The following is a 26,918-nucleotide window of genomic DNA, read 5'->3' on the forward strand; positions in this document are numbered from 1 at the left end:
GGATACTTTCAGGAAATTTGCTACAGTAGCCCGCAAAGACCTGTAAGGATCAAACATGCTAATCGTCATTTCCCCTGCTAAAACCCTTGATTATCAAAGCGATCTGCCAACGGATCGCTATACTCAGCCGGCGCTGCTGGAGCATTCCCAGCAGCTCATTGGTATTGCACGCAAGCTCAGCGCGCCGCAAATAGCCTCGCTGATGCATATCAGCGACAAGCTCGCATCCCTTAACGAAACCCGCTTCCACGAATGGCATCCGGATTTCACCCCGCGCAACGCACGTCAGGCGATTCTGGCTTTTAAAGGCGATGTCTATGCCGGACTACAGGCGGAAGAATTTAGCGATGCAGATTTTGATTTTGCCCAGCAGAATTTACGCATGCTGTCCGGCCTGTACGGCGTGCTGCGCCCGCTGGATCTGATGCAGCCGTATCGCCTGGAGATGGGCATTCGTCTGGAGAACCCGAAGGGCAAAGACCTGTATCAGTTCTGGGGCGAGACGATTACCGATACGCTGAACGAGACGCTGGCGGCACAGGGAGATAACATCCTGATAAACCTGGCGTCTGATGAGTATTTTAAATCGGTGAAGCCGAAGAAGCTTAATGCGGAGATTATCAAACCTGTCTTCCTCGACGAGAAAAACGGCAAGTTTAAAGTTATTAGCTTCTACGCCAAGAAAGCACGTGGGTTAATGAGCCGCTACATCATCCAAAACCGCCTCACGAAGCCTGAGCAACTGACCGCGTTTAATACTGATGGCTACATTTACGACGAAGCGGCCTCAACGAAAAACGAGCTGGTGTTTAAACGCCACGAGCAATGAAGCACCAAACAGGTTTAATGCTAAACGCCGTTCATTTTACTATGCGATACCCGGGGTGACCTCCGGGTTTGGCGTCCCTCCGGGAACCAAATCCCGGAGCTTCCCCTAATTCATCGGGCACCTGCGAAACGGCGTCAATTCACCGATATTAATGATGGTTTCCGTGGCCATAGTGATTGCCGTTGTCATGATGGTTGTCATGACGATCGTCGTGGTGATGGTCATCATGATGGTCCGGGCGACCGTGCGGACGCCAGTGATTGTCATGCCACTCGTAGTGATTACCCCACCAGCCGTGATCGCGCCACTGGCCGCCATCCCAGTAGTTCCCACGATTATCCTGGTCACCAATCTGCAGCTTCACCGCCGGAACCAGCGTGATTTCGGATGCCTGTACGGCCAGAGGAGTCACCACCAGAATCGATAACGCCAGAACGATAGATTTCAACATAAGTCACTCCTTACAACTGTTCCCGATATGGGCTGTTGGAATCAGCTTATGCCGATCGGCACAGGGTGATAATACTGTGCAATCCTAATATCTAAGTGCCCGCATTTTATGGGAATTCCTCCGTTTTCCCTCCACTTTCCATGCGCATTTTCTCCATATTTCAGATGTAAAAAAGCCACCCTCTCGGGTGGCCGAAATCGCAGGGTGGATAAGCGCCAGCGCCATTCACCAGTATGTCGTTAAGCCTTTGCCATCATCAGCTTACGCAGAGCAGCGAAGTCCGCAGGCAGGTTGTGCGACAACAGCGGCAGGTCGGCACGGGAGGCAAGCTCTTCAGGCAGCGCCAGCGGCTCACCAAGGATCTCTTCCACGCTCTCTTTGAACTTCGCCGGATGTGCTGTCCCCAGGAACAGGCCATATTCGCCAGGCTGAAGCTGATCGCGCAGCGCACGGTAGGCGATTGCTGCGTGGGGTTCAGAGACATAGCCCACGGCTTTCAGCTCGTGCATGGTCGTCTTAGTGGTTTCATCGGTGACCGCGGCATAGCCCAGATCCGTCAGACGCCAGATCTTGCGGCGGAACAGCTCTTCAACGCGTGGCCAGTTGTTCGGCTGGCTAACGTCCATCGCGTTAGAAAGCGTGGCAACGGTAGTTTTCGGCGTCCATTTCCCGTCGGCCAGGAAGCGCGGAACGGTATCATTGGCGTTGGTTGCGGCAATAAAGCGCTTGATCGGCAGACCAAGAGATTTTGCCAGCAGACCGGCTGTGAGATCGCCAAAGTTACCGCTAGGTACGGAGACCACCAGCTGGTTGCGGGCTTCCTGCGGCAGCTGCGCGACGGCTTCAAAGTAGTAGCAAATCTGCGCCAGCAGACGGCTGATGTTAATCGAGTTAGCGGAGTTTAGCCCCAGCGCCACCTTCAGCTCTTCATCGTCGAAGGCCTGTTTAACCAGCGCCTGACAGGCATCGAAATCGCCGTCGATCGCCACGGTCTCAACGTTGCCGCCCAGGGTACAGAAGAGTTTTTCCTGAAGCGGACTGATTTTACCGCGCGGATAAAGAATCACGACGCGAACATTTTTCAGGCCATAGAAAGCATGTGCTACAGCGGCACCGGTATCACCCGATGTTGCGGTCAGAATAGTAACCGGCTTGTCACCGCTGATGTGCGTCAGCATCTGCGCCATAAAGCGTCCGCCGAAATCCTTAAACGCAAGCGTAGGGCCGTGGAACAGTTCAAGACAGCCAATATCCGGCTCGACGCTTTTCACCGGCGCCGGGAAGGCAAATGCCGCGCGCACGCGCTCTTCCAGCAGCTCCTGCGGGATTTCATCGCCGATGAAAGCAGAGAGGATTTTGCTGCTGCGGGTGACGAAATCCATTTTCAGCATTTCGTCGATTTCGGTCAGCTCAAACTCCGGCAAATCGTGCGGGAAAAACAGCCCCTGCTGTTTGCCTAAACCCTGGGTAATCGCCTGGGCAAAGTTGACCTGCTCGTTATGATCTTTAAGGTTATACAGTTTCATGCGTTATCCCAAAACTCGTGCGCCAGCCGTATCCAGACGGCAGATATGTACAAAACCTTCCTGGTTCTGCAAATAGTGTTGGCCTAACCAGTCGGCCACGCGCTGTGCGGTATCGGTGTTATCACACAGCGCAAATAGGGTTGGGCCGGAGCCCGAGATGCCGCTTGCCAGCGCGCCGATATCGGCCACCGCCTGACGCGCTTCATTAAAGCGGGGCAGCAGTTTTGCGCGGTAAGGTTCGGCAATGACGTCACGCATCAGCTTTGCCGCCAGCAGCGGCTGACGGGTATGGCAGGCGTGAATGAAGCCCGCCAGATGACGACCGTGGCTGATACAGTCCTGACGACGATACTGCGCAGGAAGAATGGCGCGCGCTTCGGCAGTCGACACCTTGATGCCCGGATAGGCCAGCACCCAAAGCCATTCGTCAAAGCCCGGTACCGACTGGCTGATAATGCCATTTTCTTCGATCATCAGCTGCATGCCGCCAAGGTAGCACGGTGCCACATTGTCATAATGCACGCTGCCGGAAATGCGCCCTTCCAGCTCGCCCATCAGCGTGAGCGTCTTAGTTTCGTTCAGCGGCCTGCCGCAGAACTCGTTCATCGCCACTAAACCTGCCACCACGGAACAGGCGCTGGATCCCAGCCCCGAGCCAATCGGCATGCTTTTTTCCAGCGTCATCGCCACGGGAACGTTTTTACCAATCTCCTGGCAGAAGCGCTCCCAGCACTGATAGACGATGTTCTCACGCGGTTCGGCCGGCAGCTTGCTGGCAAACCGCCCGACGTTGTTCAGGCTGAACGAGTCTGCCGCTTCGACCGTAACGTAATCCCCTAACAGCGAGCCATCAACGGGCGTGACGGCGGCCCCGAGCACATCAAAGCCGACGCTCATGTTGGCGCTGGAAGCCGGTGCAAATACTTTAACCATCTTAAACTCCTAACTTCCATGACAGGGTGCGAAGCAGGTCCGCAAAGACACCGGCAGCAGTGACGTCGTTGCCCGCGCCGTAGCCGCGCAGCACAAGGGGCAGCGGCTGATAATAGTGGCTGTAGAAGGCCAGGGCGTTCTCGCCGTTTTTCACTTTATACAGTGGATCGTTACCGTCCACGGCGTCAATTTTAACTTTGCAGCTGCCGTCTTCTTCGATGGCACCGACCAGGCGCAGCACTTTACCCTCGTCACGCGCTTTCGCGACGCGGGCCGCAAATTCATCATCCAGCTGCGGCAGGCGGGCCATGAAAGATTCCACATCGCCCGTGGCATCAAAGGATTCCGGCAGCAGCGGCTCGATGATGATGTCCGAAAGCTCAAGATTACGGCCCGTTTCACGAGCCAGGATCAGCAGCTTGCGCGCCACGTCCATGCCGGAAAGATCGTCACGCGGATCGGGTTCGGTATAGCCCAGCTCGCGAGCAACCCGGGTGGCTTCAGACAGGCTCATACCTTCCTCCAGCTTGCCGAAGATAAACGACAGTGAGCCGGACAAAATACCGGAGAAACGCTGCAGTTCATCCCCCGCGTTGAGCAGGTTTTGCAGGTTTTCGATAACCGGCAGGCCCGCGCCCACGTTGGTGTCGTAAAGGAATTTACGACGGGATTTCGCCGCCGCGTTGCGCATCTGATGGTAGTAATTCATGGTGGAGGTGTTCGCCTTTTTGTTTGGCGTCACCACGTGGAAACCTTCGCCCAGGAAGTCAGCGTACTGATCGGCAACCGCCTGGCTGGAAGTACAGTCGACGATAACCGGGTTCAGCAGGTGGTACTCTTTCGCCAGGCGAATCAGGCGGCCCAGGTTAAAGGGCTCTTTGGCTTCCGCCAGCTCCGCCTGCCAGTTTTCCAGATCGAGGCCGTGAACGTTGGTCAGTAGCGCTTTAGAGTTCGCCACGCCGCATACGCGCAGGTCAATGTGCTTTTGCTTAAGCCAGGTCTGCTGACGCTTAACCTGCTCAAGCAGTGCCGCCCCCACGCCGCCGACGCCAATCAGGAACAGCTCGATAACCTGGTCGGTATTAAACAGCATCTGATGAGTGACGCGCACGCCGGTCACAGCATCGTCATTGCTGACCACAACGGAGATAGAGCGCTCGGACGAGCCCTGGGCAATGGCAACGATGTTGATATTGGCCCGAGCCAGCGCCGCGAAGAATTTGGCTGAAATGCCGCGCAGGGTGCGCATGCCGTCGCCGACTACGGAGATGATGGCCAGATGCTCCATGATGGCCAGCGGCTCCAGCAGGCCTTCTTTCAGCTCAAGGTAGAACTCTTCTTCCATCGCACGACGGGCGCGATGGCAGTCGCCCTGCGGCACGCAGAAGCTGATGCTGTATTCAGAAGAGGACTGGGTGATCAGCACAACGGAGATCCCCGCTCCGGACATGGCGGCAAACACGCGAGCCGCCATGCCTACCATCCCTTTCATGCCGGGGCCGGAGACGTTAAACATCGCCATATTGTTAAGGTTGGTGATGCCCTTCACCGGCAGGCCGTCTTCATCGCCTTCTGCACCAATCAGGGTGCCGGGCGCCTGCGGGTTACCGGTGTTTTTGATGAGGCAAGGGATCTGGAACTGGGCGATGGGGGTAATTGTGCGGGGATGAAGAACTTTAGCGCCGAAGTAGGAAAGCTCCATGGCCTCCTGATACGACATCGACCTGAGCAGCCTGGCGTCGGGCACCTGGCGAGGGTCGCAGGTATAGACGCCGTCGACGTCGGTCCAGATTTCACAACAGTCTGCCCGCAGGCAGGCGGCCAGCACCGCGGCAGAGTAATCGGAGCCGTTACGGCCCAGCACCACCAGTTCGCCTTTGTCGTTACCGGCGGTGAAGCCTGCCATCAACACCATATGGTCAGCGGGAATACGGCTGGCGGCAATGCGGCGGGTGGACTCAGTGATATCAACGGTGGATTCGAGGTAATGCCCAACGGCGAGGAGTTTTTCAACGGGATCGATCACGGTCACTTTATGGCCGCGAGCCTCCAGCAGCCCCGCCATGATGGCGATTGAGAGCTTTTCGCCCCGGCAGATGATCGCCGCGTTGATGCTGTCCGGGCATTGCCCCAGCAGGCTGATGCCGTGCAGAACATGCTTAAGCTGGGCAAACTCCTGGGCAACAAAGGCTTTCAGCTGCGCCAGCGGGAAGCCCGGCTGCGCGTCGGCGAGGCCATTGAGCAGCTCGCTGAAAATGCGCTCCGCATCGCTGATATTCGGCAGTGCGTCCTGGCCACCGATGGTCTTTTCAATCATCGCCACCAGGTGGTTAGTAATTTTTGCCGGGGCAGACAGCACCGTCGCCACCTGACCCTGTTTGGCATTACTTTCCAGAATATCGGCAACGCGAAGAAAACGCTCCGCATTTGCCACCGATGTACCGCCGAATTTCAACACTCGCATAAGATATTACCCTTTGATTTTTAGTCGAAAAAAAAGCCCGCACTGTTCAGGTGCGGGCTTTTTTCGTTATTCCTGTATGCGTCAGCCCGCACCGTTACCTGTGGTAATGGTGGTTGTAATAATTGTGGTCATCGGGCTGATGCGGATCATGGATGTTGTGTGCTCTTCATTTGATTTACCTATATTGGTTAAAGTATCCGCCTGGTGAAGTCAATTTATTTTTAACTTTGTCACCTAAAGTTACTATCCCGAGCCTCGCTAAGAAAGCGCTACGCAAGGTACTTTTACGCTAGCAGAAACGGGATATCGCCTGAACTTACACTGGCAGATCACTTATTGTCGGAATTATCCACTGGCAGATTTATTTCGATATCGTGCAGCAATCGGTGCAGCATTGCGGTGTCCCGCTGGGTTAAACGCCCCAGGCGCTGCTGCAGCCAGTCGGCCATTTTCTGGTCATCGTCCACGTGCAGGCGAGCGGTCAGGGCCGAGACGCGCTGGCGTAATGCGCTCAATTGTTGAGCATCTGCTTCTTTTATCTCCACCGCGGGCAGCTGCATCAGCGAAGAAAGCTGATAGCAATAAACCATCACCGCCTGGCCTAAGTTGAGCGAAGGATAATCCGCTACCATTGGCACACCGGTTAGCACGTCGGCCAGTACCAGCTCTTCGTTGGTCAGGCCGGAATCTTCGCGTCCAAAGACCAGCGCGGCCTTGCCTACCCACTCACGCTTCTCTTCCAGCATCGGCACCAGCTCCTGCGGCGTGGCGTAATAATGGAATTTTGCCCGGCTGCGGGCGGTGGTGGCAATGGTGAAATTCACATCGTGGAGCGCGTCGGCAAGCGTAGGGAAATGCTGTAAGTTATCAAGGATATCCCCTGCTCCATGAGCAACCCAGCGCGCTTCAGGCTTCAGATAAGCATCACTTGCAACGATACGAAGCTCAGAAAACCCCATAGTTTTCATCGCGCGGGCGGCAGCACCGATATTTTCGGCTCTCGCCGGGGAGACCAGAATGATGGGAAATTGCATAAATACTCTCTTAAAAAATCCGATTACGCTCATAACCGGTACAAAAAAATGATAATGCGCGTCACAAATTTACTTTAATGCAACATGCGTTATGGAAATATAAGTTATAAAAACATAAATGATTTGCATATGTATTCAGCGAGCCAACATTCGGGAAATCATTCACCATGGTTATATGTCACTGTTTATGCTCGCGAAATTCCGCATGAATATCATAAGTAAATTGGATGGGGCAAATTCACGACAGTTTTCACGTAACTACATTGATTATTAAAAAATTGTGACGCTCGATAACAATTCGCTACGATGATTTCATCAAACTGTTAACGTGCTACAATTGGAATTGATATATGTCAACGAAGCGTAGTTTTATCAGATGTCTAAAGCGGTCGTGCCTGTTATGTTGCTGTTAAAATGGTTAGGATAACAGCCGTTTTTGACACCGTCGGGTCCAGAGGGAATGCACCCACGACCAAGCTAATGATGTTGTTGACGTTGATGGAAAGTGCATCAAGAACGCAATTACGTACTTTAGTCATGTTTAGCCCGACATGTTAATTTATGGCATGTGGCAGGTCAGGGACTTTTGTACTTCCTGTTTCGATTTAGTTGGCAATTTAGGTAGCAAACATGCAGACCCCGCACATTCTTATCGTCGAAGACGAGTTAGTAACACGCAACACGTTAAAAAGCATTTTCGAAGCTGAAGGCTACGATGTCTTTGAAGCGACTGATGGCGCAGAGATGCATCAAATCCTGTCAGACAATGACATTAACCTGGTCATTATGGACATCAACCTGCCGGGCAAAAATGGCCTGCTGCTGGCCCGTGAGCTGCGCGAGCAGGCTAACGTGGCGCTGATGTTCCTGACTGGCCGCGACAACGAAGTGGACAAGATCCTCGGTCTTGAAATCGGCGCTGATGATTACATCACCAAGCCGTTCAACCCGCGTGAACTGACCATCCGTGCGCGCAACCTGCTGTCCCGCACCATGAACCTGGGTGCGATCAGCGAAGAACGCCGCTCCGTTGAAAGCTACAAGTTCAACGGCTGGGAGCTGGATATTAACAGCCGTTCTCTGGTCAGCCCGAACGGTGAGCAGTATAAGCTGCCGCGCAGTGAATTCCGCGCCATGCTGCACTTCTGCGAAAACCCGGGCAAGATTCAGTCACGCGCCGAGCTGCTGAAGAAAATGACCGGCCGCGAGCTGAAGCCGCACGATCGTACCGTTGACGTGACCATCCGCCGCATTCGTAAACATTTCGAATCCACGCCGGACACTCCAGAAATTATCGCTACCATCCACGGTGAAGGTTACCGTTTCTGCGGCGATCTGCAGGAATAACTTCCGGTTTACAGCGGTTTTTTCATGAGAAAGGGCGGATTATCCGCCCTTTTTCTTTTCTCTTTTTAGCTCTATTTCCACAGCCTGAAGCGGTCCGCATCCTCCGTCTCGGCCGTGGCCTTTTCAAAAGATTTCCTGCTAACGCTATACCAGTCGACGCCGCGGGTAAGCAGCATAATAGCCGACAGCGCCGCCAGCAGAATTCCCGTGCCCAGCAGCAAAGCGCTGTCTTCGGACTGTAACAGCTGCCAGAGAATCGCCTCCAGCGTCAGCAACCCCGCCGTAAACATCAGGCTAATCTTCCAGCCGTTCAGCACCGCCTTGAGATAGAAACCGTTGATTCCCGCGCAGACCAGGCTTGCCAGCAGCCATGCCGCATTGAAACCGATATGTTCGGAAAGCGCCAGTAGCACAAGATAGAACATGACCAGCGACAGCCCCACCAGCAGATACTGCATCGGGTGAACCCGCAGCCCGGTCAGCGTTTCCAGCAGGAAGAAGCTCATAAACGTCAGGCCAATCAGCAGGATGGCGTATTTTACGGCCCGGTCAGTGAGCTGATATTGATCGACGGGGTTAGCGACCGTCACGCTGAATGCGGGAAGCTGCTCCACCACGATCCGGCTTCCCTCTGCAAAGCTCAGGTTCAGGTTGTTGGCAAACCAGGTGCTCTGCCAGCCGGCGGTAAATCCTTTCGGCGTAAGCTCGCGCTCCTGCGGCAGGAAATCCCCCACGAAGTTCGGATGCGGCCAGCTGCTGGTTAGTCCAAACTGGCTATTGCGCCCAAGCGGCACGACCGCAAGCTGTTTCGTCCCCATCAGCCCGAGCGTAAAGCGCAGGTTAAGCTTGTCGCTATCAAGCAGCGTCGGGGGAACTTCGGCGTGCAGCCCTTGTTCAAGTCCCCGCAGGTTACCGCCTGGCTCAAGAGGGTACGATTTGCCATTAATTTCAAGTTCACCGACTTTACCAATGCCGCGGGAGTCGCCCACCGACAGCACAACGTAAGGCGTACCCGTATGCGTTTCCACGCCTTCATTGTTGCCCTCCAGCATCTCACGGTTAAACGTGGCGCTGAATGTCAGATCGGTCCGCCAGATCTGTCCTTCATAAATCCCAATGCGGCGCGGCTCAACGGCCTGCTTTCCCGACACGACGAGGTTTTCCGGCAGATAATAGCGGATGAAGCGGCGCTCTTTTTTGACCTCTTTGTTATCTTCCAGCACGGTTGTCAGCTCCGTCACCGGGATAGCGATCAGCGGCCCCACCAGCGTTTGTGGCCCGCTCGTGCTCTGGCGCAAAGACTGCTCGACGTCATCACGATAGCTGCTGCGTTCGGCAATCAGCGAGCTGAGCATGCTCAGCGGGATTAACAGCAGCAGCATACAGCCCACCAGCGTCATAACTTTCCAGAACAGCGTAGATTTCATCATAGTCCCCTCCATTTTTTGATATGGCGAGGTTAGCGGGCGTATGTGGGGGATAAATGAAGTTATGTGAAGGGACGGTGAAGTGGGTGAATTATTTTTCCGGCAGCGCCAGGCGGGCCTGCGCTCCGCCCTCAGGGCGATTAACGAGCGATATAGTTCCGCGATGCAGGCGAGCCACTTCCTGAACGAAGGCCAGCCCCAGCCCGCTGCTCTTCTGCCCGTTGCTGCGCGGCAGGGAATAGAAGCGTTCAAATACGCGATCCTGCGCATAATCCGGGATCCCGCTGCCATTATCCGCAACCGTAATCACCGTTTGTCCGGCAAGCTGTTTTGCTGAAAGCGTTATCTCTCCTCCGGCAGGCGTGAAATCCAGCGCGTTATCAAGGAGGTTACCGATTGCCTGCTCAAGCAGCGCCGCATCGCCCCACAGAAGGAGGTCACCCGGCTCTACGTGTAAAGCGACCTGCCTGCTGCTGGCGACCGCCTCACGCTGCTCGCAGAGCGTTCTAAACAGCAGAGCGCTATCAACGGCCTGCGGCACAATTTCGGCGCGGCTTTCAAGTTTGGCCTGTTGCAACAGATTATCTACCAGCCGCTGCATGCGGAGATTTTGCTGGAGGATACTGGCGGAGAATTTTTCTACGATGGCCGGTGGTGGCCCCTCGCGCAGAATTTCCGCCGCGCCCCGAATGGCCGCCAGCGGGCTTTTTAACTCGTGGGTAAGCGCGTGTACGTATTGTTCAATGTAGCTCTTTCCTTCGAGCTTTAGCCGCATGCTCTCCAGAGCGAGCGCCAGCCTGCGCAGCTCGCTGCTGCCGGGCTTTGGCAGCGGCAGAGGATGTTCATCGGTAACGGAATCCGCGTAGCGCACCAGCCCGCCGATTGAACGGTTGATCCACAGCACAACCCCGAAGCCAATCAGCAGGGCGATCCCCAGCAGCGCCACACCGGCCCACAGTATGCGGCGCTCGCTGCGGCGGATAACCGGCTCCATTGCGCTGTTTGGTTTGCCGACGCTGAGCACGCCAAGCAGCGCGCTGCCGTCGCGAACGGGGGCCGCGACGTACATGACGGTGCTCTCAGGGTTGCTGGCATCCTGCGGTGAGCTGCGCGCGCCGTATTTTCCCTGCAGCGTCAGCCAGACATCGTTCCAGCGCGAATAGTCCTGCCCGATAGCCGCCCCGCTGGAGTCGAATAAAACGATGCCTCGGGCATCCGTCAGATAGACCCGGTACTCGTTTCTGGTTTTGGTGATGCCGCTGATGCTGGCCTGAAAAGGCTGCTGGTTGAGGCGGGAAAAAGCCTGCGCCAGCTGCCCGTGCCGTGGGTTGCCGGCTTTGATATCGGCCTGAGCAAATTCGGCCAGCAGCGTGGCGGTGTCGATTAGCGTTCCTTCGGTGGCGCGCCGCACACCGGGCTTCACCTCCTGAACGAATATCGACACCACAAACCAGGCGGCAATCGCGACGATCAGAAAGTAGCCCAGCAGCAGACGCATGCCGATACGCATTATCCGGCTCCCAGACTGTAGCCCAGCCCCCGGAGCGTACTGATGGGGGAAAGATCGGGATTGATAGCCCGCAGCTTGGCGCGCAGGGTTTTAATATGGGTATCGACGGTTCTGTCGACGCTCTCTTCGGCGTTGCTCCACACCAGCTCCATCAGCTGCTGGCGCGAAAATACCCTGCCCGGCGACAGCAGAAGCGTTTTCAGCAGCAGATATTCATAGCGCGTCAGCTGCAAAGGCTGCTGGCACCAGCTGACCTGCGCCGCCATTTCGTTCAGTTCAAACTGGCCGACGCGCAGCACGCCACCGGTCTGGTTCTGCTGCTGTTTTTGCAGACGGCGCAGCACGGTGCGGACCCTGGCGCAAACCTCCCGAGGGGAGAAAGGCTTAGCGATGTAATCATCCGCACCGATTTCCAGGCCGATCAGCCTGTCCACCTCTTCGCTACGCGCCGTCAGAAACAGCAGCGGCAGCTGCGGATGCTCTGCAATCAGGCGTCTGCAAAGCTCAAAGCCGTTTATATCCGGCAGGCCAACATCAAGAATGGCGAGGTCCGGTCGCGCCAGACGTGCCGCTTCAAGGACCGGCAGGCCGCGGTCAAAACTGCGGACGCAAAAGCCCTCCTGCTCCAGGGTGTAGATGAGCGTATCGGCGATGCTGGCCTCATCCTCAACCAACCAGATAGTGGCCTGGCTCATGTGCTATTTCCAGGGGATGATCGGCACGGCGCTCAGCGCGTTCTTCGGTGAACCGTCGACCACTTTGTCTGAATAGGCCAGATACGCCAGGGTATTGCGTTTTTCATCGTAGAAGCGCACGACCTGGAGCTTTTTAAATACCAGTGAGGTGCGTTTCTGGAACACTACCTCACCGTCTTTTTTACCCTGTTTGATTTTGTCGCTCAGCTCAACCGGGCCAACCTGCTGGCACGAAATAGCCGCATCTGAAGTATCTTCAGCCAGCCCTAAGCCGCCTTTGATGCCGCCGGTCTTGGCCCGGCTGATATAGCAGGTGACGTTTTTGACATCCGGATCGTCAAAGGCTTCCACGACAATTTTATGGTCCGGGCCGAACACTTTAAACACGGTGTCCACGGAGCCGATTTGCTCGGCCATAACGCCCTGGGAAAGCATCAACAAAGCAGCTACTGCGGCTAAAACTTTATATTTCATATTGTTACCATTAATGAAGATTACTCTGATTGACTATTCAGCCCTGAGGGAAAAAATCGTTTAATATCACATTATTAACAAATTTCCATCGTGACGGCGTTCATTTTGGCACAACTTGTCAAAAAAAACTCTGAATGTCTCAGGAGCAAAAAGTGCTATTATCCGACCATAATTACAGCACTTGCTGGTCAGGATGAGGAAATTATATGGATCAGGCTGGGATCATTCGCGATCTGCTTACCTGGCTGGAAAGCCATTTGGATCAGCCCCTTGCTTTAGACAATGTTGCGGCAAAGGCGGGCTATTCCAAGTGGCATCTACAAAGGATGTTCAAAGAAGTCACCGGACACGCCATCGGCGCCTATATTCGCGCTCGTCGTTTGTCGAAATCTGCCGTGGCTCTGCGTCTTACCGCACGCCCTATTCTTGATATCGCGCTGCAGTACCGTTTTGACTCGCAGCAGACATTTACACGCGCTTTTAAGAAACAGTTTTCCCAGACGCCAGCGCTGTATCGCCGTGCGCCAGACTGGAGCGCGTTCGGCATGCGCCCACCGCTGCGCTTAGGCGAATTTACGCCGCCGCTGGCGACCTTTGTCACCCTGCCGGAAACGCATCTGGTTGGCGTCACGCAGAGCTACAGCTGCACCCTGGAGCAAATTTCTGATTTCCGTAACGAAATGCGCATTCAGTTCTGGACGCACTTCCTCGGCAACGCGCCTACGCTGCCGCGCGTGCTTTACGGCCTGCATGAGCCACGTCCGAGCATTGAGAAAGATGATGAGCAGGAGGTGTTCTACACCACCGCGCTGACGCCTGAAATGGCTAACGGCTTCCTGCCTGATTCGCATCCGGTGACGCTGGAAGGCGGCGACTACGTGCAGTTTGACTACGAAGGGCCGGGCACCGGGCTGCAGGACTTTATCCTGACTATCTACGGCACCTGTATGCCATCGCTCAACCTGACCCGTCGTAAGGGCCAGGATATTGAACGTTTCTTCCCGCAGGATGAAGCCAGGACGCAGGACAGGCCGATGCAAATCCGCTGCGAGTACCTGATCCCGGTTCGTCGTTAACGCTGCAGTTCGTCTAACGCAGGGGCGTCTAAATGCGAGATGTCCCCTGCCGTTTCAACCACCCAGCCGGGCGCAAGCCACGGGCTCTCCTGATGATCGACCCGCGAGATAGAACAGTTGCGCAGCCGCAGGCGGCGTTCCGCCCACGCCGGTAAGCCCAGAATCGTACTCACCAGACAGCCCAGCGCCATTCCGTGGCTCACCAGCAGCGGACGGCTGCCCGCAGGCAGTTCGCGACAGGCGTTAAGCGCCGCATGCATGCGTTCGCTCATCTCCAGCATCGACTCACCTTCAGGAATACGCCCGTCCGGCGTGCCGTTGACCAGCAGGCGACGCCAGCCCTCTTCTTCCTCGCTCAGCGTGTCCAGATGACGGCGTTCAAGCACGCCCATATCCAGCTCACGCAGGCGCGCGTCAAGCGTGACTTCGCATCCGCAGGCATCAGCAATGATCTCAGCGGTACGACGCGTACGGCCCAGATCGCTGGCAATGACGTGAGTGATGCCGAGGGCTTTTACACGTTCAGCCACCTGCCAGGCCTGACGCTCCCCCTTTTCAGTCAGCGCGCTGTCTGACTGGCCCTGAATGCGGCGCTCCGCATTCCACTGCGTTTCACCATGGCGAACAAGGTATACCTGTAACATGCGTTTTATCCGTTATACTGCGGCAACAAAAAAGCTAATGAGTTTCAGTGATTATGTACCATGTCGTGTGCGCTACAACCAATCCTTCCAAAATTCAGGCGATTCTGCAGGCTTTCCACGAGATCTTTGGGGAGGGATCCTGCCATATAGAGTCCGTCGTCGTCGATAGCGGCGTGCCGGAACAACCGTTCGGAAACATTGAAACGCGAACTGGCGCACGTCAGCGCATTATGAACTCCCGCCAGGTTCGCCAGGAGGCGGATTTCTGGGTCGCCATCGAGGCCGGGATCGACGAAGGCAGCACCTTCAGCTGGGTGGTCATCGAAAATCAGAATCAGCGCGGGGAAGCCCGTTCGGCAACGCTGCCGCTGCCGGAAGTCATTCTGGAGAAGGTTAAAGCGGGAGAGGCTCTGGGGCCGGTAATGTCTGAATACACGGGCATTGAGCAGATAGGACGTAAAGAGGGGGCGATTGGCATATTTACCGCCGGTAAGCTCACGCGCAGCAGCGTTTATTACCAGGCGGTGGTTCTGGCGTTAAGCCCGTTTCACAATGCGATTTATCGCGCCTGAAGCAGCACCTGCTCAAGCCATTTGGTCAGCTCCGGCGGGGCAGATTTCAGGCTGTTTGAGCCGCGGGTAATGGTCGCGATACCCGCGCCCAGCTCGTTTTTCAGCTCGCGCTGGCTCATCTCGCCCCGCAGAAGCTCTTCAATAATTCTTACGCGGGTGCCCAGCGCGGTACGTTCGTCCGGCGTCAGAAACAGCGCCAGCAGCGGCAGATGAAGCTGCTTATCGAACGAACTTTGCAGCAGCTCCACGAAGCGGAGCCACTCCTGATTACTTTGTTCGGCCTGTTCCGCCGAGTACTGAGAAAGCTGGGTCATGTCAGGCCACCATACTATTTAACTAGTACAGCAGCATAACATAATCTCCTGCAAATCAATAACGGCGCTGCCATTCGGCATCCGTCAGCAACGGCGCCGATTTCCCCATGAAATACTTATAGTACGCATCATATGCCAGCACGTTCTTCACATATCCCCGCGTTTCCGAGAACGGAATGCTTTCCACGAAGGCCACCGCGTCTATGCGTCCGGCGCTGTTGCCAAGCCAGGTTCTGACACGTCCAGGCCCGGCGTTGTAGGCCGCAGAGGCGAAGATACGGTTGTTCTCAAACTGCTGGGAAACGTACTGCAGGTAGCTGGTGCCGATATTAATATTGGTTTCCGGATCGAGCAGCTGGCTGCTGCTGGTGTAGCCTGGAATACTGAACATCTTCACGGTATGGGTAGCCGTACCCGGCATGATTTGCATCAGGCCGCTGGCCCCTACGGGCGAGCGCACTTTCGGGTTCCAGGCGCTCTCCTGGCGGGCTATTGCCATGGCGTAGCTCTGGGAGATGTCTTTGCCGCTCACGTAGCGGGCGAAGGTCTCTTTGTAGGCCAGCGGGAAACGCTCTTCCAGGTGATTCCACAGCTTGCCGGCGATGGTTGCCTGCACGCTCAAGTCCCACCAGTCCTGATCGAACGCGTAGCGCGCCAGGCCTTCCTGTTCTGACTTGCTGCGGCTGCTGACCAGGTTCGCCCACTCGCTGCGCGCCGTGTTATCCAGATTCCAGTACATAAGCTCCCGCACGCGCGCCATTTCCGGCCCCTGCACCAGCGCCTGATTGACCGCCACGGCTTTGTCTACGCGCAGGGGGTACTCTTCGCCCAGACGCTGAGCCGCGATCATCGGATAGAACCCGCGCTGCTGCATCAGCGAGTGGAGGATCTCTTTAGCTTCCGCTTCACGGCCACGCTCCAGCAACAGGTCTGCCTGCCAGTAGCGCCACTCGTCTTTCTCTTTCGCATCCATCGGCAGGCGCGCAAGCCAGGTATTTAATCCTGCACGGTCCCCTGCCCCCAGCGCGATACGCACGCGCCGTTCCACAAGCGTGGTGGACTGGGAACGCATGATCACATCGTCGCGCCAGCTGGCCTGCTCTGAAGTAATGTCGTTGCCCATCAGGCGCCAGGCAACCGTCTCTTTCAGCGCCTGCGCCTGCTCGTCGTTAAGCTGCTGGGCCTGTACCAATGACGGGATCATCAGGCGGGCATTTTCCACGTCCTGACGGGCGATACGCGTAAAGGCAACGGCCGCAGCCTGACGCGTGAAGTCCGTCGCCCCGACGGTGCGGGCGAACGTCAGCACCGTATTGGGATCGTTTTGCAGGCTAATGAGCGAACTGGCGATTGTCTGATAGTCCGCAGGCATCTGGTTCGCCAGGCTGGTGACCAGCGAGGTATTCCCCTCTTTCATCGCCAGGCGAATACGCTCCAGATACGCCAGCGGATCCTGGGTGCCGGATGAGCGCCAGGCGGAGAACAGACGGTCGCAGCTGGAAGGTAAATTCTTCCCGCTTAACCACAGCTCTTTCGCCCCGCCCCACGCGGCGTCCGCCTGGCCGGTATTCCATTTCGCGTAGTAGTAGTTACATTTTGATTCTGTGGTGCCCGGCGGCTCCGGGCTGAACGCCAGCAGGCCTCGCCAGTCTTCCCGACGCGCTAGCTCGTTAACAAAGCGGGATTTCAGCGAGCGCGCTGGCGGTAGGGTTGGGTTTGCCTGGATGAACTGGCTGACGGCCACCGTCGGCTCATTCATTAAATCATCGGTAAGCTGACGGTATTCAAGGTAGGGATAGAGCGGATAGTCGCGCAGGGTGGGCATCAGCTGCTGCACCACATCCATTTGCTTTTGGTCCCACGCCTGTTTGATTTGTGCATAGCGGCTACGCTGTTCGTCGAGCGAATCCGCCCGGGCAACGCCCGCTAATGTTGCCAGGCAGACGCCTGCTGCAAGCATGCGCCATACGACTTGTCTGGTCTTCCCCACAAGTACTCCTCGTCAGTTTGCTGGCAGCATCGTGCCGCCGCGATATGTTTATGCTAACCAGGGGGCGCTGGATGCGCCACGCCGAAAGCTCATATTTTACGATTAACTACATTTTGCCCGTCAGGCTTAACACAACCCGCGCGCCCTGCTGGGATTAGCAGCTGAAAACGGCTACACTTCGCCTCTGAAACGCATCATCTTACATCACGAAAAAGAGGCGAAGTCGCACTGTGGCTCAATTCGTTTATACCATGCATCGTGTCGGCAAAGTTGTTCCGCCGAAACGCCATATTCTTAAAAATATCTCGCTCAGCTTCTTCCCCGGCGCCAAAATCGGCGTACTGGGTCTGAACGGTGCGGGTAAATCTACGCTGCTGCGCATCATGGCCGGCATTGACACCGACATTGAAGGTGAAGCCCGCCCGCAGCCAGGCCTGAAAATTGGCTATCTGCCTCAGGAACCGCAGCTCAACCTGGAGCACACGGTCCGCGAGTCCGTTGAAGAAGCCGTTGCCGAAGTGGTTAACGCGCTGAAAGGTCTGGATGAGGTCTACGCGAAGTATGCCGAACCGGATGCCGACTTCGATAAGCTGGCCGCCCAGCAGGGCAAATTTGAAGAGATTATCCAGGCGCACGACGGCCATAACCTGAACGTGCAGCTTGAGCGCGCCGCCGACGCCCTGCGTCTGCCAGACTGGGATGCGAAGATCGCCAACCTGTCCGGTGGTGAACGCCGCCGCGTGGCGCTGTGCCGCCTGCTGCTCGAAAAACCAGATATGCTGCTGCTCGACGAACCAACGAACCACCTGGATGCGGAATCCGTAGCGTGGCTGGAACGCTTCCTGCACGACTTCGAAGGCACCGTTGTGGCGATCACCCACGACCGTTACTTCCTGGACAACGTAGCGGGCTGGATCCTGGAGCTGGACCGCGGCGAAGGTATCCCGTGGGAAGGCAACTACTCCTCCTGGCTTGAGCAGAAAGACCAGCGTCTGGCTCAGGAAGCCTCTCAGGAAGCGGCCCGCCGCAAATCCATTGAGAAAGAGCTTGAGTGGGTACGTCAGGGCGCTAAGGGCCGTCAGTCGAAAGGCAAGGCGCGTCTGGCTCGCTTTGAAGAACTTAACAGCACCGAATACCAGAAACGTAACGAAACCAACGAACTGTTTATTCCACCGGGCGCACGTCTGGGCGATAAGGTCGTTGAGGTTACCAACCTGCGTAAATCCTACGGTGACCGTCTGCTGATCGAAGACCTGTCCTTCTCCGTGCCGAAAGGGGCGATTGTCGGCATCATCGGTCCTAACGGCGCGGGTAAATCTACCCTGTTCCGCATGATGTCCAGTCAGGAACAGCCTGACAGCGGCACCATCGAGCTGGGCGAAACCGTCAAGCTGGCGTCCGTGGATCAGTTCCGTGACTCCATGGACAACAGCAAAACCGTGTGGGAAGAAGTCTCCGGTGGCCAGGATATCATGCGTATCGGCAACACCGAGATGCCAAGCCGCGCCTACGTGGGCCGCTTTAACTTTAAAGGCGTTGACCAGGGCAAGCGCGTGGGCGAACTGTCCGGCGGCGAGCGCGGTCGTCTGCACCTGGCGAAGCTGCTACAGGTTGGCGGCAACATGCTGCTGCTTGATGAACCAACCAACGACCTGGATATCGAAACCCTGCGCGCGTTAGAAAACGCCCTGCTGGAATTCCCGGGCTGCGCAATGGTCATTTCCCATGACCGCTGGTTCCTTGACCGTATCGCCACCCACATTCTGGATTACCAGGATGAAGGCAAAGTTGAATTCTTCGAAGGCAACTTTACCGAATACGAAGAGTACAAAAAACGCACCCTGGGTGCGGATGCGCTGGAGCCTAAGCGTATTAAGTACAAGCGTATTACAAAGTAATGAAAACGGGGCGCACATGGCGCCCCGTTTTATTATCCAATTCTGAGCTACCCCTGCCCGCCCAGCATCTCCTTCACCAGCTCAACGCAGCGTAAGAAACGCGAATCATAGTCTGACTCTTCTACGTGGACGTAGCTGATGTTGTTCTCTTCCAGCATGGAAACCAGCAGGTTCTGGAACGATTTTCTGTCCGTGTCGCTGCCCAGGCTGCGCAGCCCGTCCGCCACCCACGGCGTATTGTTTTCCAGCAGGATCACCAGGTCGAAACGGTACTCGTCGATCAGCGCCTGGACGAACGGATGTTCACGCCCTTCATACTTCTTGCAGAATGCCTGCGTGGTAACAAAGTCCGTATCGATAAAGGCGACCTTGTTGGCGTACTTAATTGCAAAATCAATGTACTGCGCGTGGCCGAGGGCGATTTTGTCGTAGTCTGAATACTGTAACGCCATCTCATCGCCGCCAAGATGGGAGAAGACGTAATCACGCCCGTACTCCCACGCGCTGGTGGTATTGAAGATGTTGGCGAGCTTGTTCACCATCCACGACTTGCCGCTAGACTCGCCGCCCAGCACCGCCACCGTACGCACAAAGAACGGCTTAACTTCTGTGGGGATGTACTCCCAGTAGCGGAACGGGTTTTCGCGGATCTGTCCGCCGCTGATGTTCATGAAGGTACGCTGCGGATCGATAAGCACCGACTCAATGCCGAGGTGTTCGGTGAAGCGCGGCGCATCGCTCTCTTCGGAGGTATAGATGCGGTCGGCGTTGATGCCGTTGCTTTCCATAAAGGCTTTTATGCCGCGGCTCCAGACGTCCCAGCCGTGCGGGTACGGCTCCATCCCCTCTTCGTTAAACGAATGAATGCGGATGTTTTTCTGGTATTTAAACGTCTGCAGCAGCCAGCGCAGGCGGTCGCCCGTGGTCGGCTGCTGGGACATGGCGCTGTCTTCAAACAGGGCGCGGTCGCGGGTTTCGTCGTAGCCCATAATGATATGCAGCTCGTCGACCTGGCTTGCCGCGCGCTGGATAAGGTAGATATGCCCGGTGTGCAGCGGATAAAATTTGCCGAACACCACGCCGACCGTTTTCTCCCGGCGCGGGAACTCCAGCCCCAGGAAACGGTGCAACGCTTCCAGCTTCTGGGCGCTCGGGCTTTTGATTTTGGCGTTCAGCAGCTGGCTGAGGTAGCCCTTGGTCATGTCACAGGCTTCCGCCACCTGCTGCAACGTAACGCTTTGCTGACGAATAGCGGTCTTCAGGTATTCGAAAGACGACATGCTCCCTGCTCCTGCAAAATAGGATTAATAATCAATTATAAGTCGTCGAACACCGACAGCGCATCCGAAAGCTTTTTCACGCCGAAGACCTGCATCCCTTCCGGCAGTTTTTTCGGCACGTTGGCCTGCGGGACAATCGCGCGCTTGAAGCCGTGCTTCGCCGCTTCGGAGATACGCTCCTGCCCGCTTGGCACCGGGCGAATCTCACCGGCCAGGCCAACTTCGCCGAAGACGACTAAATCCTGCGGCAGCGCTCTGTTACGCAGGCTGGAGACCATCGCCAGCAGCAGGGCTAAATCCGCGCTGGTTTCGGTGACCTTCACGCCGCCTACGACGTTAACGAATACGTCCTGATCCGCCATCTGCAACCCGCCGTGGCGGTGCAGCACGGCAAGCAGGATCGCCAGACGGTTTTGTTCCAGCCCCACCGCCACGCGGCGGGGGTTAGACATCATGGACTGATCCACCAGCGCCTGAATCTCTACCAGCAGCGGGCGCGTGCCCTCCCAGACCACCATCACCGAGCTACCCGGCGTGATTTCATCGCCCCGGCTCAGGAAGATAGCGGACGGGTTGCTGACTTCGCGTAGCCCTTGTTCCGTCATCGCAAACACGCCCAGCTCGTTCACCGCACCGAAGCGGTTTTTATGGCTGCGCAGGGTGCGGAAGCGGGAATCCGCGTCGCCGTCCAGCATGACCGAACAGTCGATACAGTGCTCAAGCACCTTTGGCCCGGCCAGGGAGCCGTCTTTAGTGACGTGGCCGACCATGATAATCGCCACGCCGCGCGTCTTGGCAAAGCGGGTCAGATAGGCAGCGGATTCACGCACCTGCGCCACGCTGCCAGGTGAGGACTGCACGTCTGCCATATGCATAACCTGGATGGAGTCGATGACCATCAGCTTCGGCGCTTCTTCTTCGGCAATCATGCAGATCTGCTCGATGCCGGTTTCCGAGAGCATGTTCAGGTTGGCGGTGGGCAGGCCCAGACGATGGGCGCGCATGGCGACCTGCTGCAGGGACTCTTCACCGGTTACATACAGCGTTTTCATCTGTTCGCTGAGTTTGCACAGGGTTTGCAGCAGCAGGGTAGATTTACCGGCGCCAGGGTTACCGCCGATCAGAATGGCGCTGCCCGGCACCACGCCGCCGCCCAGCACGCGGTCGAACTCTTTAAAACCGGTGGAGAAACGCGGCAGCTCTTCCAGGCTGATATCTGAAAGCTTCTGCACTTTGCTGACGCCCGCGCTGCCCGCATAGCCGGACAGGCGCTCGTTGCGCGCAACGGTTGGCGAGGCGGCGATGCGCACTTCGGTGATGGTATTCCAGGCATGACAGGCGCTGCACTGCCCCTGCCAGCGCGGATAATCCGCACCGCACTCGTTACAGACAAATGCGCGTTTTGGAGCTTTCGCCACCTTAATATCCTCTTATCTTTCTTCCTGAATCAGGCTGCCGGAGAGAATGCAGAAGACGCCCATCAGGTCGGCATGACGGATGGTGACCTCTGTTTTTTCATTCACCTTAGGCTTGGCATGGAAAGCAATGCCCAGCCCGGCGGCCTGAATCATCGGTAAATCATTGGCCCCGTCGCCAATCGCAACGGTCTGCTCGACGGGGATCTCGTATTTGGTTGCCAGACGTTTTAACGTCTCGGCTTTAAACTGGGCATCGACTATCTGGCCGATCACTTCGCCGGTCAGCTTGCCGTCGCAGATCTCCAGCTCGTTGGCCACGACGGTAGTCAGATGCAGCTTGTCGCGCAGGTATTCCGCAAAGAAGGTGAACCCACCCGAGGCAATCGCCACCTTCCAGCCCAGGGATTCCAGCTTCAGCACCAGCGACGTCAGCCCCGGCATCAGCGGCAGCTCATCGCGCACCTGGCGCAGTATAGAAGCGTTAGCGCCTTTCAGGGTTGCCACGCGCTGTTTCAGGCTGGCGGTAAAATCCAGCTCGCCGCGCATGGCGCGCTCGGTAACTTCCGCCACCATTTCGCCCGTACCGGCGAGCTTCGCGATTTCATCAATGCATTCGATTTGGATCGCGGTGGAGTCCATATCCATCACCAGCAGGCCAGGCGTGCGCAGGTGCGGGATTTTGCCCAGCGGCGCAACGTCCAGCCCGGCTTCGTGGGCAAGCTTCGTCGCCCTTGGCGTCAGGGAGCCCGCCAGACGAATAACCTGATAATCTTCCACGCACCAGGCCGTAACGATAACCATCGCGGCGCCCAGCTTACGCTGATAGCGGTTCAGACATGCCTTGTCGAGATTCCGGCCGTACAGGAGCCAGCCGCTGCGGCCAGCGCGGTAATCCAGCGGCATCACTTCATCGCCGCTGAGGGACAGCGGCAATCCTGGCCAGAGAGCAACATCGTTCGGCAGATCGCACCAGGTCAGACTATTTGGCATTACAGCTCCTGAAAAAAAGATAAAGGCCGGGATAAAACAACGCATGAGGCTACCCTGTCCACGCCGCTTCTGGCAACATTAAAGTATGCAATTTATCGAAGGTGCAAAATGGCTCGGGCAAAAATGAAATTCAGGCTCCATCGTGCGGTGATTGTGCTTATCTGCCTCGCACTTTTGGTCGCCTTAATGCAGGGAGCGTCGTGGTTCAGCCAGGGCCATCAGCAGGCCCGCAACGTGCAGCTTGAAGAGCTGGCCCGCACGCTGGCGCGCCAGGTCAGCTACACCCTGATTCCATTGATGAAATCAGAAAACCCGGATGAAAAACGCATCAATACCATGCTGACTTTGCTGACCCGCGACAGCCGCGTGCTGGATGCCGCCGTCTATGACGACGAAGGCGATCAGGTGGCCCGCGCGGGCGAAGGGGTTGGCGTACGGGACCGGCTTGCCCTGGACGGTAAAAAAGCGGGCGGCTATTTTAATCAGCAAATCGTTGAGCCTATCGTTGATAAGGACAGCCCGATTGGCTATCTGCGTATTACGCTGGATACCCACAGCCTGCCCACGGAGGCCAAACAGGTCGATAACACCACCAATATCCTGCGCCTGATGATGCTTCTCGCGCTGGCAATTGGCATCGTCCTCACCCGCACGTTGTTACAGGGCAAACGCACCCGCTGGCAGCAGTCTCCCTTCCTGCTGACCGCCAATACCGAAGTGAAAGAAGACGAAGAAAAGGAATCCTGATATGTCGACGCTACGCCTGCTGATTTCTGATTCACACGATCCCTGGTTTAACCTGGCCGTTGAAGAATGTATTTTCCGCCAGATGCCAGCCACTCAACGGGTGCTGTTCCTGTGGCGCAACGCCGATACTGTCGTCATTGGCCGCGCGCAAAACCCGTGGAAAGAGTGCAACACCAGACGTATGGAAGAGGACAACGTGCGGCTGGCAAGGCGCAGCAGCGGCGGCGGTGCGGTGTTCCACGACCTGGGCAATACCTGCTTTACCTTTATGGCCGGAAAACCGGAGTACGATAAAAGCGTCTCGACGGCGATTGTCGTCAACGCGCTGAACTCGCTTGGCATAAAAGCGGCGGCTTCCGGGCGAAACGATCTGGAAGTGGCAACGCCTGACGGCGCGCGCAAAGTATCAGGCTCAGCCTATAAAGAGACGATGGATCGCGGTTTTCACCACGGCACGCTGCTGCTGAACGCGGATTTAAGCCGTCTGGCGAACTATCTGAACCCGGATAAGAAAAAGCTCCAGGCTAAGGGAATTACTTCCGTGCGCGGGCGGGTCGCCAACCTCAGCGATTTACTGCCGGGCGTGACCCACGAACAAATCAGCGATGCGGTACGCGAGGCTTTCTTCGCTTACTACGGCGAACGCGTAGAAGCCGAACACATCTCGCCAGATGCGCTGCCGGACCTGCCGGGCTTTACGGAGACCTTCGCCAGGCAAAGCAGCTGGGAGTGGAACTTCGGCCAGGCGCCTGCGTTCAGCCACATGCTGGATCAGCGCTTCACCTGGGGCGGCATCGAAATGCATTTTGACGTAGAGAAAGCCCACATCACCCGCACGCAAATTTTCACCGACAGCCTGAATCCTGCCCCGCTGGAAGCCCTCGCTGCGCGCCTTCAGGGCTGCCTGTACCGCAGCGACATGCTGCAACAGCAGTGCGAAACGCTGATCGTAGATTTCCCGGAGCAGGAGATGGAGCTGCGTGAAGTCAGCGCGTGGATTGCGCAGACGGTGCGTTAGGCAAGGCGGGCAATACTGTCAGCCACAACGTCCAGCTCTGGCAGCATGGAACGGCTTATCTCCCGAAAAGCGTTGCTGATCTCATGGTTCTGGCTTAATTCAAGCCAGAACTGACGAGCAAGCGGCATCATCTCACGCCATACCTCCCCCGGTACCTGCGGATCTATCTGCGGTATGACAGACTCTCTTCGCATGTTCCCGACGCTGTTTGGCGCAAAGGCCATTGGCAGCATGTCGTACACCGGTGCCAGGCTGAGAGGCATATCCGAAAGGAAGAAAGAAAGATTTCCCGCATGCATGTCACTATTGGCAATCAATCGGCCAAACGCCCAGATTTTCTGCGCTAAACGTAGCGTCGCAGGCTCTACGATTTTTTGCTTTAACAGTTCGGCTATTGCCGCAGGCCAGCGTTTAGGCCCGCTGGCATACTCTGCCTGCACGGCCTCAAGAGAGACAATGCCTTTCCGCCCCTGCGCCCCTATGCAGTCAAAGCGAACGACCTCAAGGAAGGTCTGGCGCAGGCCGCTTCTTATAACGGTTGCGTGGGATGAAGCAATCCCAGCCTGATTGAGGATAGTTAGCGCGTGAGCCTCCGCATGAAGCAAATCCGCCCAGCGCTGGCTATTTTCGTTTTGCACAGCGGGAGTAAATTTTACGATTACCTGGGCCGGGCCAGCTTCGGTTTGCGAATAGCAGGTAAATTTTGGCTGCTCGCCCCCCGCAGACGAGCCAGCAACCTCCCCGGAAAGCGCGTTAGCCGCCAGTGCGGCGTACAGAGAAAGTTTGTTCGCTTCAGGGATAGCCTGTGGCGAAGGTAGTTCAAACCAGCGGTGATAGCTCTGCTCCCCCACCAGCCAGCCGCCCAGGTTTTCCGGTACCTGTTGCGATAATGCGAAGAGCACATCTTCTTCCTGCCACAGGCGAATATCTTCCGGCAACCCGGCTCGCTGGGCTAATCTGCGTCCCCATGCCCGCCCTAAAAACCCCTGCGGACGCAGGTCAGTTAAATACCAGGGTAATCCGTCGTACCACTGCGCGGCACCGTTATTGAGCCTCACCAGACAGCTGCCCTGCGGCCAGACTGGATACAGTTCGCCAAATAGCCATGCCTGCCCCGCATCGTCGATTTGCCATAGCGGAAACTGCCTGATTTGGCGCACCGGCCTGATCAAAGCATAACGAGTTGACCTTGCCTGCCCGACTTTGATGACGTCGCTTTCGGCATTAACGAGGCGTGAAAAGGTTGCCTGACTAACGCCCAGCCGCTGACGCAGCCGGGTAGCTGATTGTGGGCCATGAAGTAATAAATCGGTCAGCACGCTCATTGAATAGTTTCTTGAATAGATATCTGAATAGATACATGAATAGATTTATAGCGCTAATAGCATGAAAGATAAAGGCGGAAGGACAAATTTTGAACTATTCGTGAATAGATACTGAAAACAAAAAAGGCGCCCAGGGCGCCTTTTTCACTAAGAGAAAAACTTACTCTTTGTCACCCAGCAGCACGGATTCAAGGGCAATCTTGATCATGTCGTTGAAGGTGGTCTGACGCTCGGCGGCGGTGGTCTGCTCGTGCGTGCGGATATGGTCGGAGACGGTGCAGATGGTCAGCGCTTTTGCGCCGTATTCTGCCGCTACGCCGTAGATACCGGCCGCTTCCATTTCCACGCCCAGGATGCCGTATTTTTCCATTACGTCAAACATTTGCGGATCTGGCGTGTAGAACAGATCTGCAGAGAAGATGTTGCCCACGCGAGCGTCAACGCCCAGCGCTTTCGCCGCATCAACCGCGTTACGCACCATGTCAAAGTCAGCGATAGCCGCAAAGTCATGGTCTTTGAAACGCAGGCGGTTCACTTTGGAATCCGTACATGCGCCCATGCCGATAACCACGTCACGCAGTTTCACATCGGCACGAACCGCGCCGCAGGAGCCCACGCGGATGATTTTCTTCACGCCAAAATCGGTGATCAGCTCTTTGGTGTAGATAGAGCAGGACGGGATACCCATACCGTGGCCCATAACGGACACTTTACGGCCTTTATAAGTCCCGGTGTAGCCCAGCATGCCGCGCACGTTGTTCACTTCGCGCACGTCTTCGAAGAAAGTCTCCGCAATGTGTTTCGCACGCAGCGGATCGCCCGGCATCAGTACGACGTCTGCGAAATCACCCATCTCTGCGTTAATGTGTGGCGTTGCCATTATTCTGTCCTTTTAAATTATTTTTGCCTGACGGCGGCTGTGCGTTATCAGGCCTGCAAACGGTTTCACGTAGGCC

General features: G+C 56.4%; 26 protein-coding genes and 1 other annotated feature. Of the genes, 7 read left to right on the forward strand and 19 right to left on the reverse strand.

Going from position 1 to position 26,918, the window contains the following annotated elements:
- Positions 1-55 precede the first annotated feature (55 nt).
- Positions 56-829 (forward strand): peroxide stress protein YaaA, encoded by a 774-nt coding sequence (gene yaaA / locus AAE045_RS19700; RefSeq protein ID WP_455549159.1) that lies wholly within the window; start codon positions 56-58, stop codon positions 827-829.
- Positions 830-977: 148 nt separating this feature from the next.
- Here yaaA and AAE045_RS19705 read toward each other — a convergent pair whose 3' ends face one another.
- The 7 genes from AAE045_RS19705 to yjjY form a co-directional block, all read right to left on the reverse strand.
- Positions 978-1,280: a DUF2502 domain-containing protein gene (locus tag AAE045_RS19705; protein WP_455549160.1), complete on the reverse strand. Its 303-nt coding sequence runs from the start codon at positions 1,278-1,280 to the stop codon at positions 978-980.
- Between the two features lie 239 nt (positions 1,281-1,519).
- Positions 1,520-2,806, reverse strand: coding sequence for a threonine synthase (gene thrC / locus AAE045_RS19710; RefSeq protein WP_455549161.1), 1,287 nt, complete (start codon positions 2,804-2,806; stop codon positions 1,520-1,522).
- Between the two features lie 3 nt (positions 2,807-2,809).
- Positions 2,810-3,739, reverse strand: a complete 930-nt coding sequence (gene thrB / locus AAE045_RS19715; RefSeq protein ID WP_455549162.1) for a homoserine kinase — start codon at positions 3,737-3,739, stop codon at positions 2,810-2,812.
- A gap of 1 nt (position 3,740) precedes the next feature.
- Positions 3,741-6,203, reverse strand: a complete 2,463-nt coding sequence (gene thrA, locus AAE045_RS19720; RefSeq protein WP_455549163.1) for a bifunctional aspartate kinase/homoserine dehydrogenase I — start codon at positions 6,201-6,203, stop codon at positions 3,741-3,743.
- Positions 6,204-6,229: 26 nt separating this feature from the next.
- Positions 6,230-6,346, reverse strand: a sequence feature (Thr leader region).
- On the reverse strand, positions 6,285-6,353 hold the full coding sequence (gene thrL / locus AAE045_RS19725; protein WP_072009468.1) for a thr operon leader peptide: 69 nt from the start codon (positions 6,351-6,353) through the stop codon (positions 6,285-6,287). It overlaps the preceding feature by 62 nt.
- 179 nt (positions 6,354-6,532) lie before the next feature.
- A complete protein-coding gene (locus AAE045_RS19730; RefSeq protein ID WP_455549164.1) occupies positions 6,533-7,237 on the reverse strand; it encodes a tRNA/rRNA methyltransferase in 705 nt (234 codons plus the stop codon).
- 398 nt (positions 7,238-7,635) lie between these two features.
- A complete protein-coding gene (yjjY, locus tag AAE045_RS19735; protein WP_085938930.1) occupies positions 7,636-7,776 on the reverse strand; it encodes a YjjY family protein in 141 nt (46 codons plus the stop codon).
- 91 nt (positions 7,777-7,867) lie between these two features.
- Here yjjY and arcA point away from each other — a divergent pair, with 91 nt between their 5' ends.
- Positions 7,868-8,584, forward strand: a complete 717-nt coding sequence (gene arcA, locus AAE045_RS19740) for a two-component system response regulator ArcA (protein ID WP_034459438.1) — start codon at positions 7,868-7,870, stop codon at positions 8,582-8,584.
- A gap of 71 nt (positions 8,585-8,655) precedes the next feature.
- On the opposite strand, the gene creD is transcribed toward arcA, so the two are convergent.
- From creD to creA, 4 genes are all read right to left on the reverse strand, one after another.
- Positions 8,656-10,014, reverse strand: a complete 1,359-nt coding sequence (creD, locus tag AAE045_RS19745; protein ID WP_455549165.1) for a cell envelope integrity protein CreD — start codon at positions 10,012-10,014, stop codon at positions 8,656-8,658.
- Positions 10,015-10,102: 88 nt separating this feature from the next.
- Entirely contained in the window at positions 10,103-11,521 is a 1,419-nt protein-coding gene (creC, locus tag AAE045_RS19750) for a two-component system sensor histidine kinase CreC (protein ID WP_455549166.1), read from the reverse strand.
- Positions 11,521-12,216, reverse strand: coding sequence for a two-component system response regulator CreB (gene creB, locus AAE045_RS19755; RefSeq protein ID WP_455549167.1), 696 nt, complete (start codon positions 12,214-12,216; stop codon positions 11,521-11,523). The genes creC and creB overlap by 1 nt, the downstream gene beginning before the upstream one ends.
- Positions 12,217-12,219: 3 nt before the next feature.
- Positions 12,220-12,690, reverse strand: coding sequence for a protein CreA (creA, locus tag AAE045_RS19760; protein ID WP_455549168.1), 471 nt, complete (start codon positions 12,688-12,690; stop codon positions 12,220-12,222).
- 206 nt (positions 12,691-12,896) lie between these two features.
- Between creA and robA the strand changes: the two genes are divergently transcribed.
- Positions 12,897-13,766 carry an MDR efflux pump AcrAB transcriptional activator RobA gene (robA, locus tag AAE045_RS19765; RefSeq protein ID WP_455549169.1) on the forward strand — a complete coding sequence of 290 codons (870 nt, stop codon included), beginning with the start codon at positions 12,897-12,899 and terminating at the stop codon, positions 13,764-13,766.
- Here the strand turns inward: robA and gpmB are convergent.
- Positions 13,763-14,410 carry a 2,3-diphosphoglycerate-dependent phosphoglycerate mutase GpmB gene (gene gpmB, locus AAE045_RS19770; RefSeq protein ID WP_455549170.1) on the reverse strand — a complete coding sequence of 216 codons (648 nt, stop codon included), beginning with the start codon at positions 14,408-14,410 and terminating at the stop codon, positions 13,763-13,765. The two genes, robA and gpmB, sit on opposite strands and share 4 nt — an antisense overlap.
- A gap of 53 nt (positions 14,411-14,463) precedes the next feature.
- Between gpmB and yjjX the strand changes: the two genes are divergently transcribed.
- Positions 14,464-14,982: an inosine/xanthosine triphosphatase gene (gene yjjX / locus AAE045_RS19775; RefSeq protein WP_455549230.1), complete on the forward strand. Its 519-nt coding sequence runs from the start codon at positions 14,464-14,466 to the stop codon at positions 14,980-14,982.
- Here yjjX and trpR read toward each other — a convergent pair.
- Both trpR and sltY read right to left on the reverse strand, forming a co-directional pair.
- A complete protein-coding gene (trpR, locus tag AAE045_RS19780) occupies positions 14,970-15,296 on the reverse strand; it encodes a trp operon repressor (protein WP_455426837.1) in 327 nt (108 codons plus the stop codon). The genes yjjX and trpR overlap by 13 nt on opposite strands.
- A gap of 55 nt (positions 15,297-15,351) precedes the next feature.
- Positions 15,352-17,286 (reverse strand): murein transglycosylase, encoded by a 1,935-nt coding sequence (gene sltY / locus AAE045_RS19785; RefSeq protein ID WP_455549171.1) that lies wholly within the window; start codon positions 17,284-17,286, stop codon positions 15,352-15,354.
- 230 nt (positions 17,287-17,516) lie between these two features.
- Here sltY and ettA point away from each other — a divergent pair, with 230 nt between their 5' ends.
- Positions 17,517-19,184 (forward strand): energy-dependent translational throttle protein EttA, encoded by a 1,668-nt coding sequence (gene ettA / locus AAE045_RS19790; protein ID WP_455549172.1) that lies wholly within the window; start codon positions 17,517-17,519, stop codon positions 19,182-19,184.
- Positions 19,185-19,231: 47 nt separating this feature from the next.
- Here ettA and nadR read toward each other — a convergent pair whose 3' ends face one another.
- From nadR to serB, 3 genes are read right to left on the reverse strand one after another with little or no spacing between them, the layout of a single operon-like run.
- Positions 19,232-20,464, reverse strand: a complete 1,233-nt coding sequence (gene nadR, locus AAE045_RS19795; RefSeq protein WP_455549173.1) for a multifunctional transcriptional regulator/nicotinamide-nucleotide adenylyltransferase/ribosylnicotinamide kinase NadR — start codon at positions 20,462-20,464, stop codon at positions 19,232-19,234.
- A gap of 35 nt (positions 20,465-20,499) precedes the next feature.
- Positions 20,500-21,882, reverse strand: coding sequence for a DNA repair protein RadA (gene radA / locus AAE045_RS19800; protein WP_455549174.1), 1,383 nt, complete (start codon positions 21,880-21,882; stop codon positions 20,500-20,502).
- Between the two features lie 12 nt (positions 21,883-21,894).
- Positions 21,895-22,872: a phosphoserine phosphatase gene (serB, locus tag AAE045_RS19805; protein ID WP_455549175.1), complete on the reverse strand. Its 978-nt coding sequence runs from the start codon at positions 22,870-22,872 to the stop codon at positions 21,895-21,897.
- Between the two features lie 108 nt (positions 22,873-22,980).
- On the opposite strand from serB, the gene AAE045_RS19810 reads away from it, so the two are divergent.
- A complete protein-coding gene (locus tag AAE045_RS19810; protein ID WP_455549176.1) occupies positions 22,981-23,619 on the forward strand; it encodes a YtjB family periplasmic protein in 639 nt (212 codons plus the stop codon).
- A 1-nt stretch (position 23,620) separates the two neighbouring features.
- Complete coding sequence (gene lplA, locus AAE045_RS19815; RefSeq protein ID WP_455549177.1) at positions 23,621-24,637, forward strand: lipoate--protein ligase LplA; 1,017 nt, start codon at positions 23,621-23,623, stop codon at positions 24,635-24,637.
- On the opposite strand, the gene yjjJ is transcribed toward lplA, so the two are convergent.
- A complete protein-coding gene (gene yjjJ / locus AAE045_RS19820; protein ID WP_455549178.1) occupies positions 24,634-25,962 on the reverse strand; it encodes a type II toxin-antitoxin system HipA family toxin YjjJ in 1,329 nt (442 codons plus the stop codon). The genes lplA and yjjJ overlap by 4 nt on opposite strands.
- A 160-nt stretch (positions 25,963-26,122) precedes the next feature.
- Entirely contained in the window at positions 26,123-26,842 is a 720-nt protein-coding gene (gene deoD / locus AAE045_RS19825) for a purine-nucleoside phosphorylase (protein WP_202301367.1), read from the reverse strand.
- Between the last annotated feature and the right edge of the window lie 76 nt (positions 26,843-26,918).

Origin of the sequence: Dryocola clanedunensis (assembly GCF_038405435.1) — a bacterium.
In the GTDB taxonomy this organism is placed as follows: domain Bacteria; phylum Pseudomonadota; class Gammaproteobacteria; order Enterobacterales; family Enterobacteriaceae; genus Dryocola; species Dryocola clanedunensis_A.

What these genes read in the sequence shown, in the direction of transcription:
- AAE045_RS19730 (WP_455549164.1), bottom strand. Translation starts at nt 7,237, where the DNA reads ATGCAATTTCCCATCATTCTGGTCTCCCCGGCGAGAGCCGAAAATATC.
- arcA (WP_034459438.1), top strand. Translation starts at nt 7,868, where the DNA reads ATGCAGACCCCGCACATTCTTATCGTCGAAGACGAGTTAGTAACACGC.
- yjjJ (WP_455549178.1), bottom strand. Translation starts at nt 25,962, where the DNA reads ATGAGCGTGCTGACCGATTTATTACTTCATGGCCCACAATCAGCTACC.
- creC (WP_455549166.1), bottom strand. Translation starts at nt 11,521, where the DNA reads ATGCGTATCGGCATGCGTCTGCTGCTGGGCTACTTTCTGATCGTCGCG.
- yaaA (WP_455549159.1), top strand. Translation starts at nt 56, where the DNA reads ATGCTAATCGTCATTTCCCCTGCTAAAACCCTTGATTATCAAAGCGAT.
- deoD (WP_202301367.1), bottom strand. Translation starts at nt 26,842, where the DNA reads ATGGCAACGCCACACATTAACGCAGAGATGGGTGATTTCGCAGACGTC.
- trpR (WP_455426837.1), bottom strand. Translation starts at nt 15,296, where the DNA reads ATGACCCAGCTTTCTCAGTACTCGGCGGAACAGGCCGAACAAAGTAAT.
- thrB (WP_455549162.1), bottom strand. Translation starts at nt 3,739, where the DNA reads ATGGTTAAAGTATTTGCACCGGCTTCCAGCGCCAACATGAGCGTCGGC.
- yjjX (WP_455549230.1), top strand. Translation starts at nt 14,464, where the DNA reads ATGTACCATGTCGTGTGCGCTACAACCAATCCTTCCAAAATTCAGGCG.
- creD (WP_455549165.1), bottom strand. Translation starts at nt 10,014, where the DNA reads ATGATGAAATCTACGCTGTTCTGGAAAGTTATGACGCTGGTGGGCTGT.
- nadR (WP_455549173.1), bottom strand. Translation starts at nt 20,464, where the DNA reads ATGTCGTCTTTCGAATACCTGAAGACCGCTATTCGTCAGCAAAGCGTT.
- creB (WP_455549167.1), bottom strand. Translation starts at nt 12,216, where the DNA reads ATGAGCCAGGCCACTATCTGGTTGGTTGAGGATGAGGCCAGCATCGCC.
- lplA (WP_455549177.1), top strand. Translation starts at nt 23,621, where the DNA reads ATGTCGACGCTACGCCTGCTGATTTCTGATTCACACGATCCCTGGTTT.
- robA (WP_455549169.1), top strand. Translation starts at nt 12,897, where the DNA reads ATGGATCAGGCTGGGATCATTCGCGATCTGCTTACCTGGCTGGAAAGC.
- creA (WP_455549168.1), bottom strand. Translation starts at nt 12,690, where the DNA reads ATGAAATATAAAGTTTTAGCCGCAGTAGCTGCTTTGTTGATGCTTTCC.
- serB (WP_455549175.1), bottom strand. Translation starts at nt 22,872, where the DNA reads ATGCCAAATAGTCTGACCTGGTGCGATCTGCCGAACGATGTTGCTCTC.
- AAE045_RS19810 (WP_455549176.1), top strand. Translation starts at nt 22,981, where the DNA reads ATGGCTCGGGCAAAAATGAAATTCAGGCTCCATCGTGCGGTGATTGTG.
- thrC (WP_455549161.1), bottom strand. Translation starts at nt 2,806, where the DNA reads ATGAAACTGTATAACCTTAAAGATCATAACGAGCAGGTCAACTTTGCC.
- AAE045_RS19705 (WP_455549160.1), bottom strand. Translation starts at nt 1,280, where the DNA reads ATGTTGAAATCTATCGTTCTGGCGTTATCGATTCTGGTGGTGACTCCT.
- gpmB (WP_455549170.1), bottom strand. Translation starts at nt 14,410, where the DNA reads ATGTTACAGGTATACCTTGTTCGCCATGGTGAAACGCAGTGGAATGCG.
- yjjY (WP_085938930.1), bottom strand. Translation starts at nt 7,776, where the DNA reads ATGACTAAAGTACGTAATTGCGTTCTTGATGCACTTTCCATCAACGTC.
- thrA (WP_455549163.1), bottom strand. Translation starts at nt 6,203, where the DNA reads ATGCGAGTGTTGAAATTCGGCGGTACATCGGTGGCAAATGCGGAGCGT.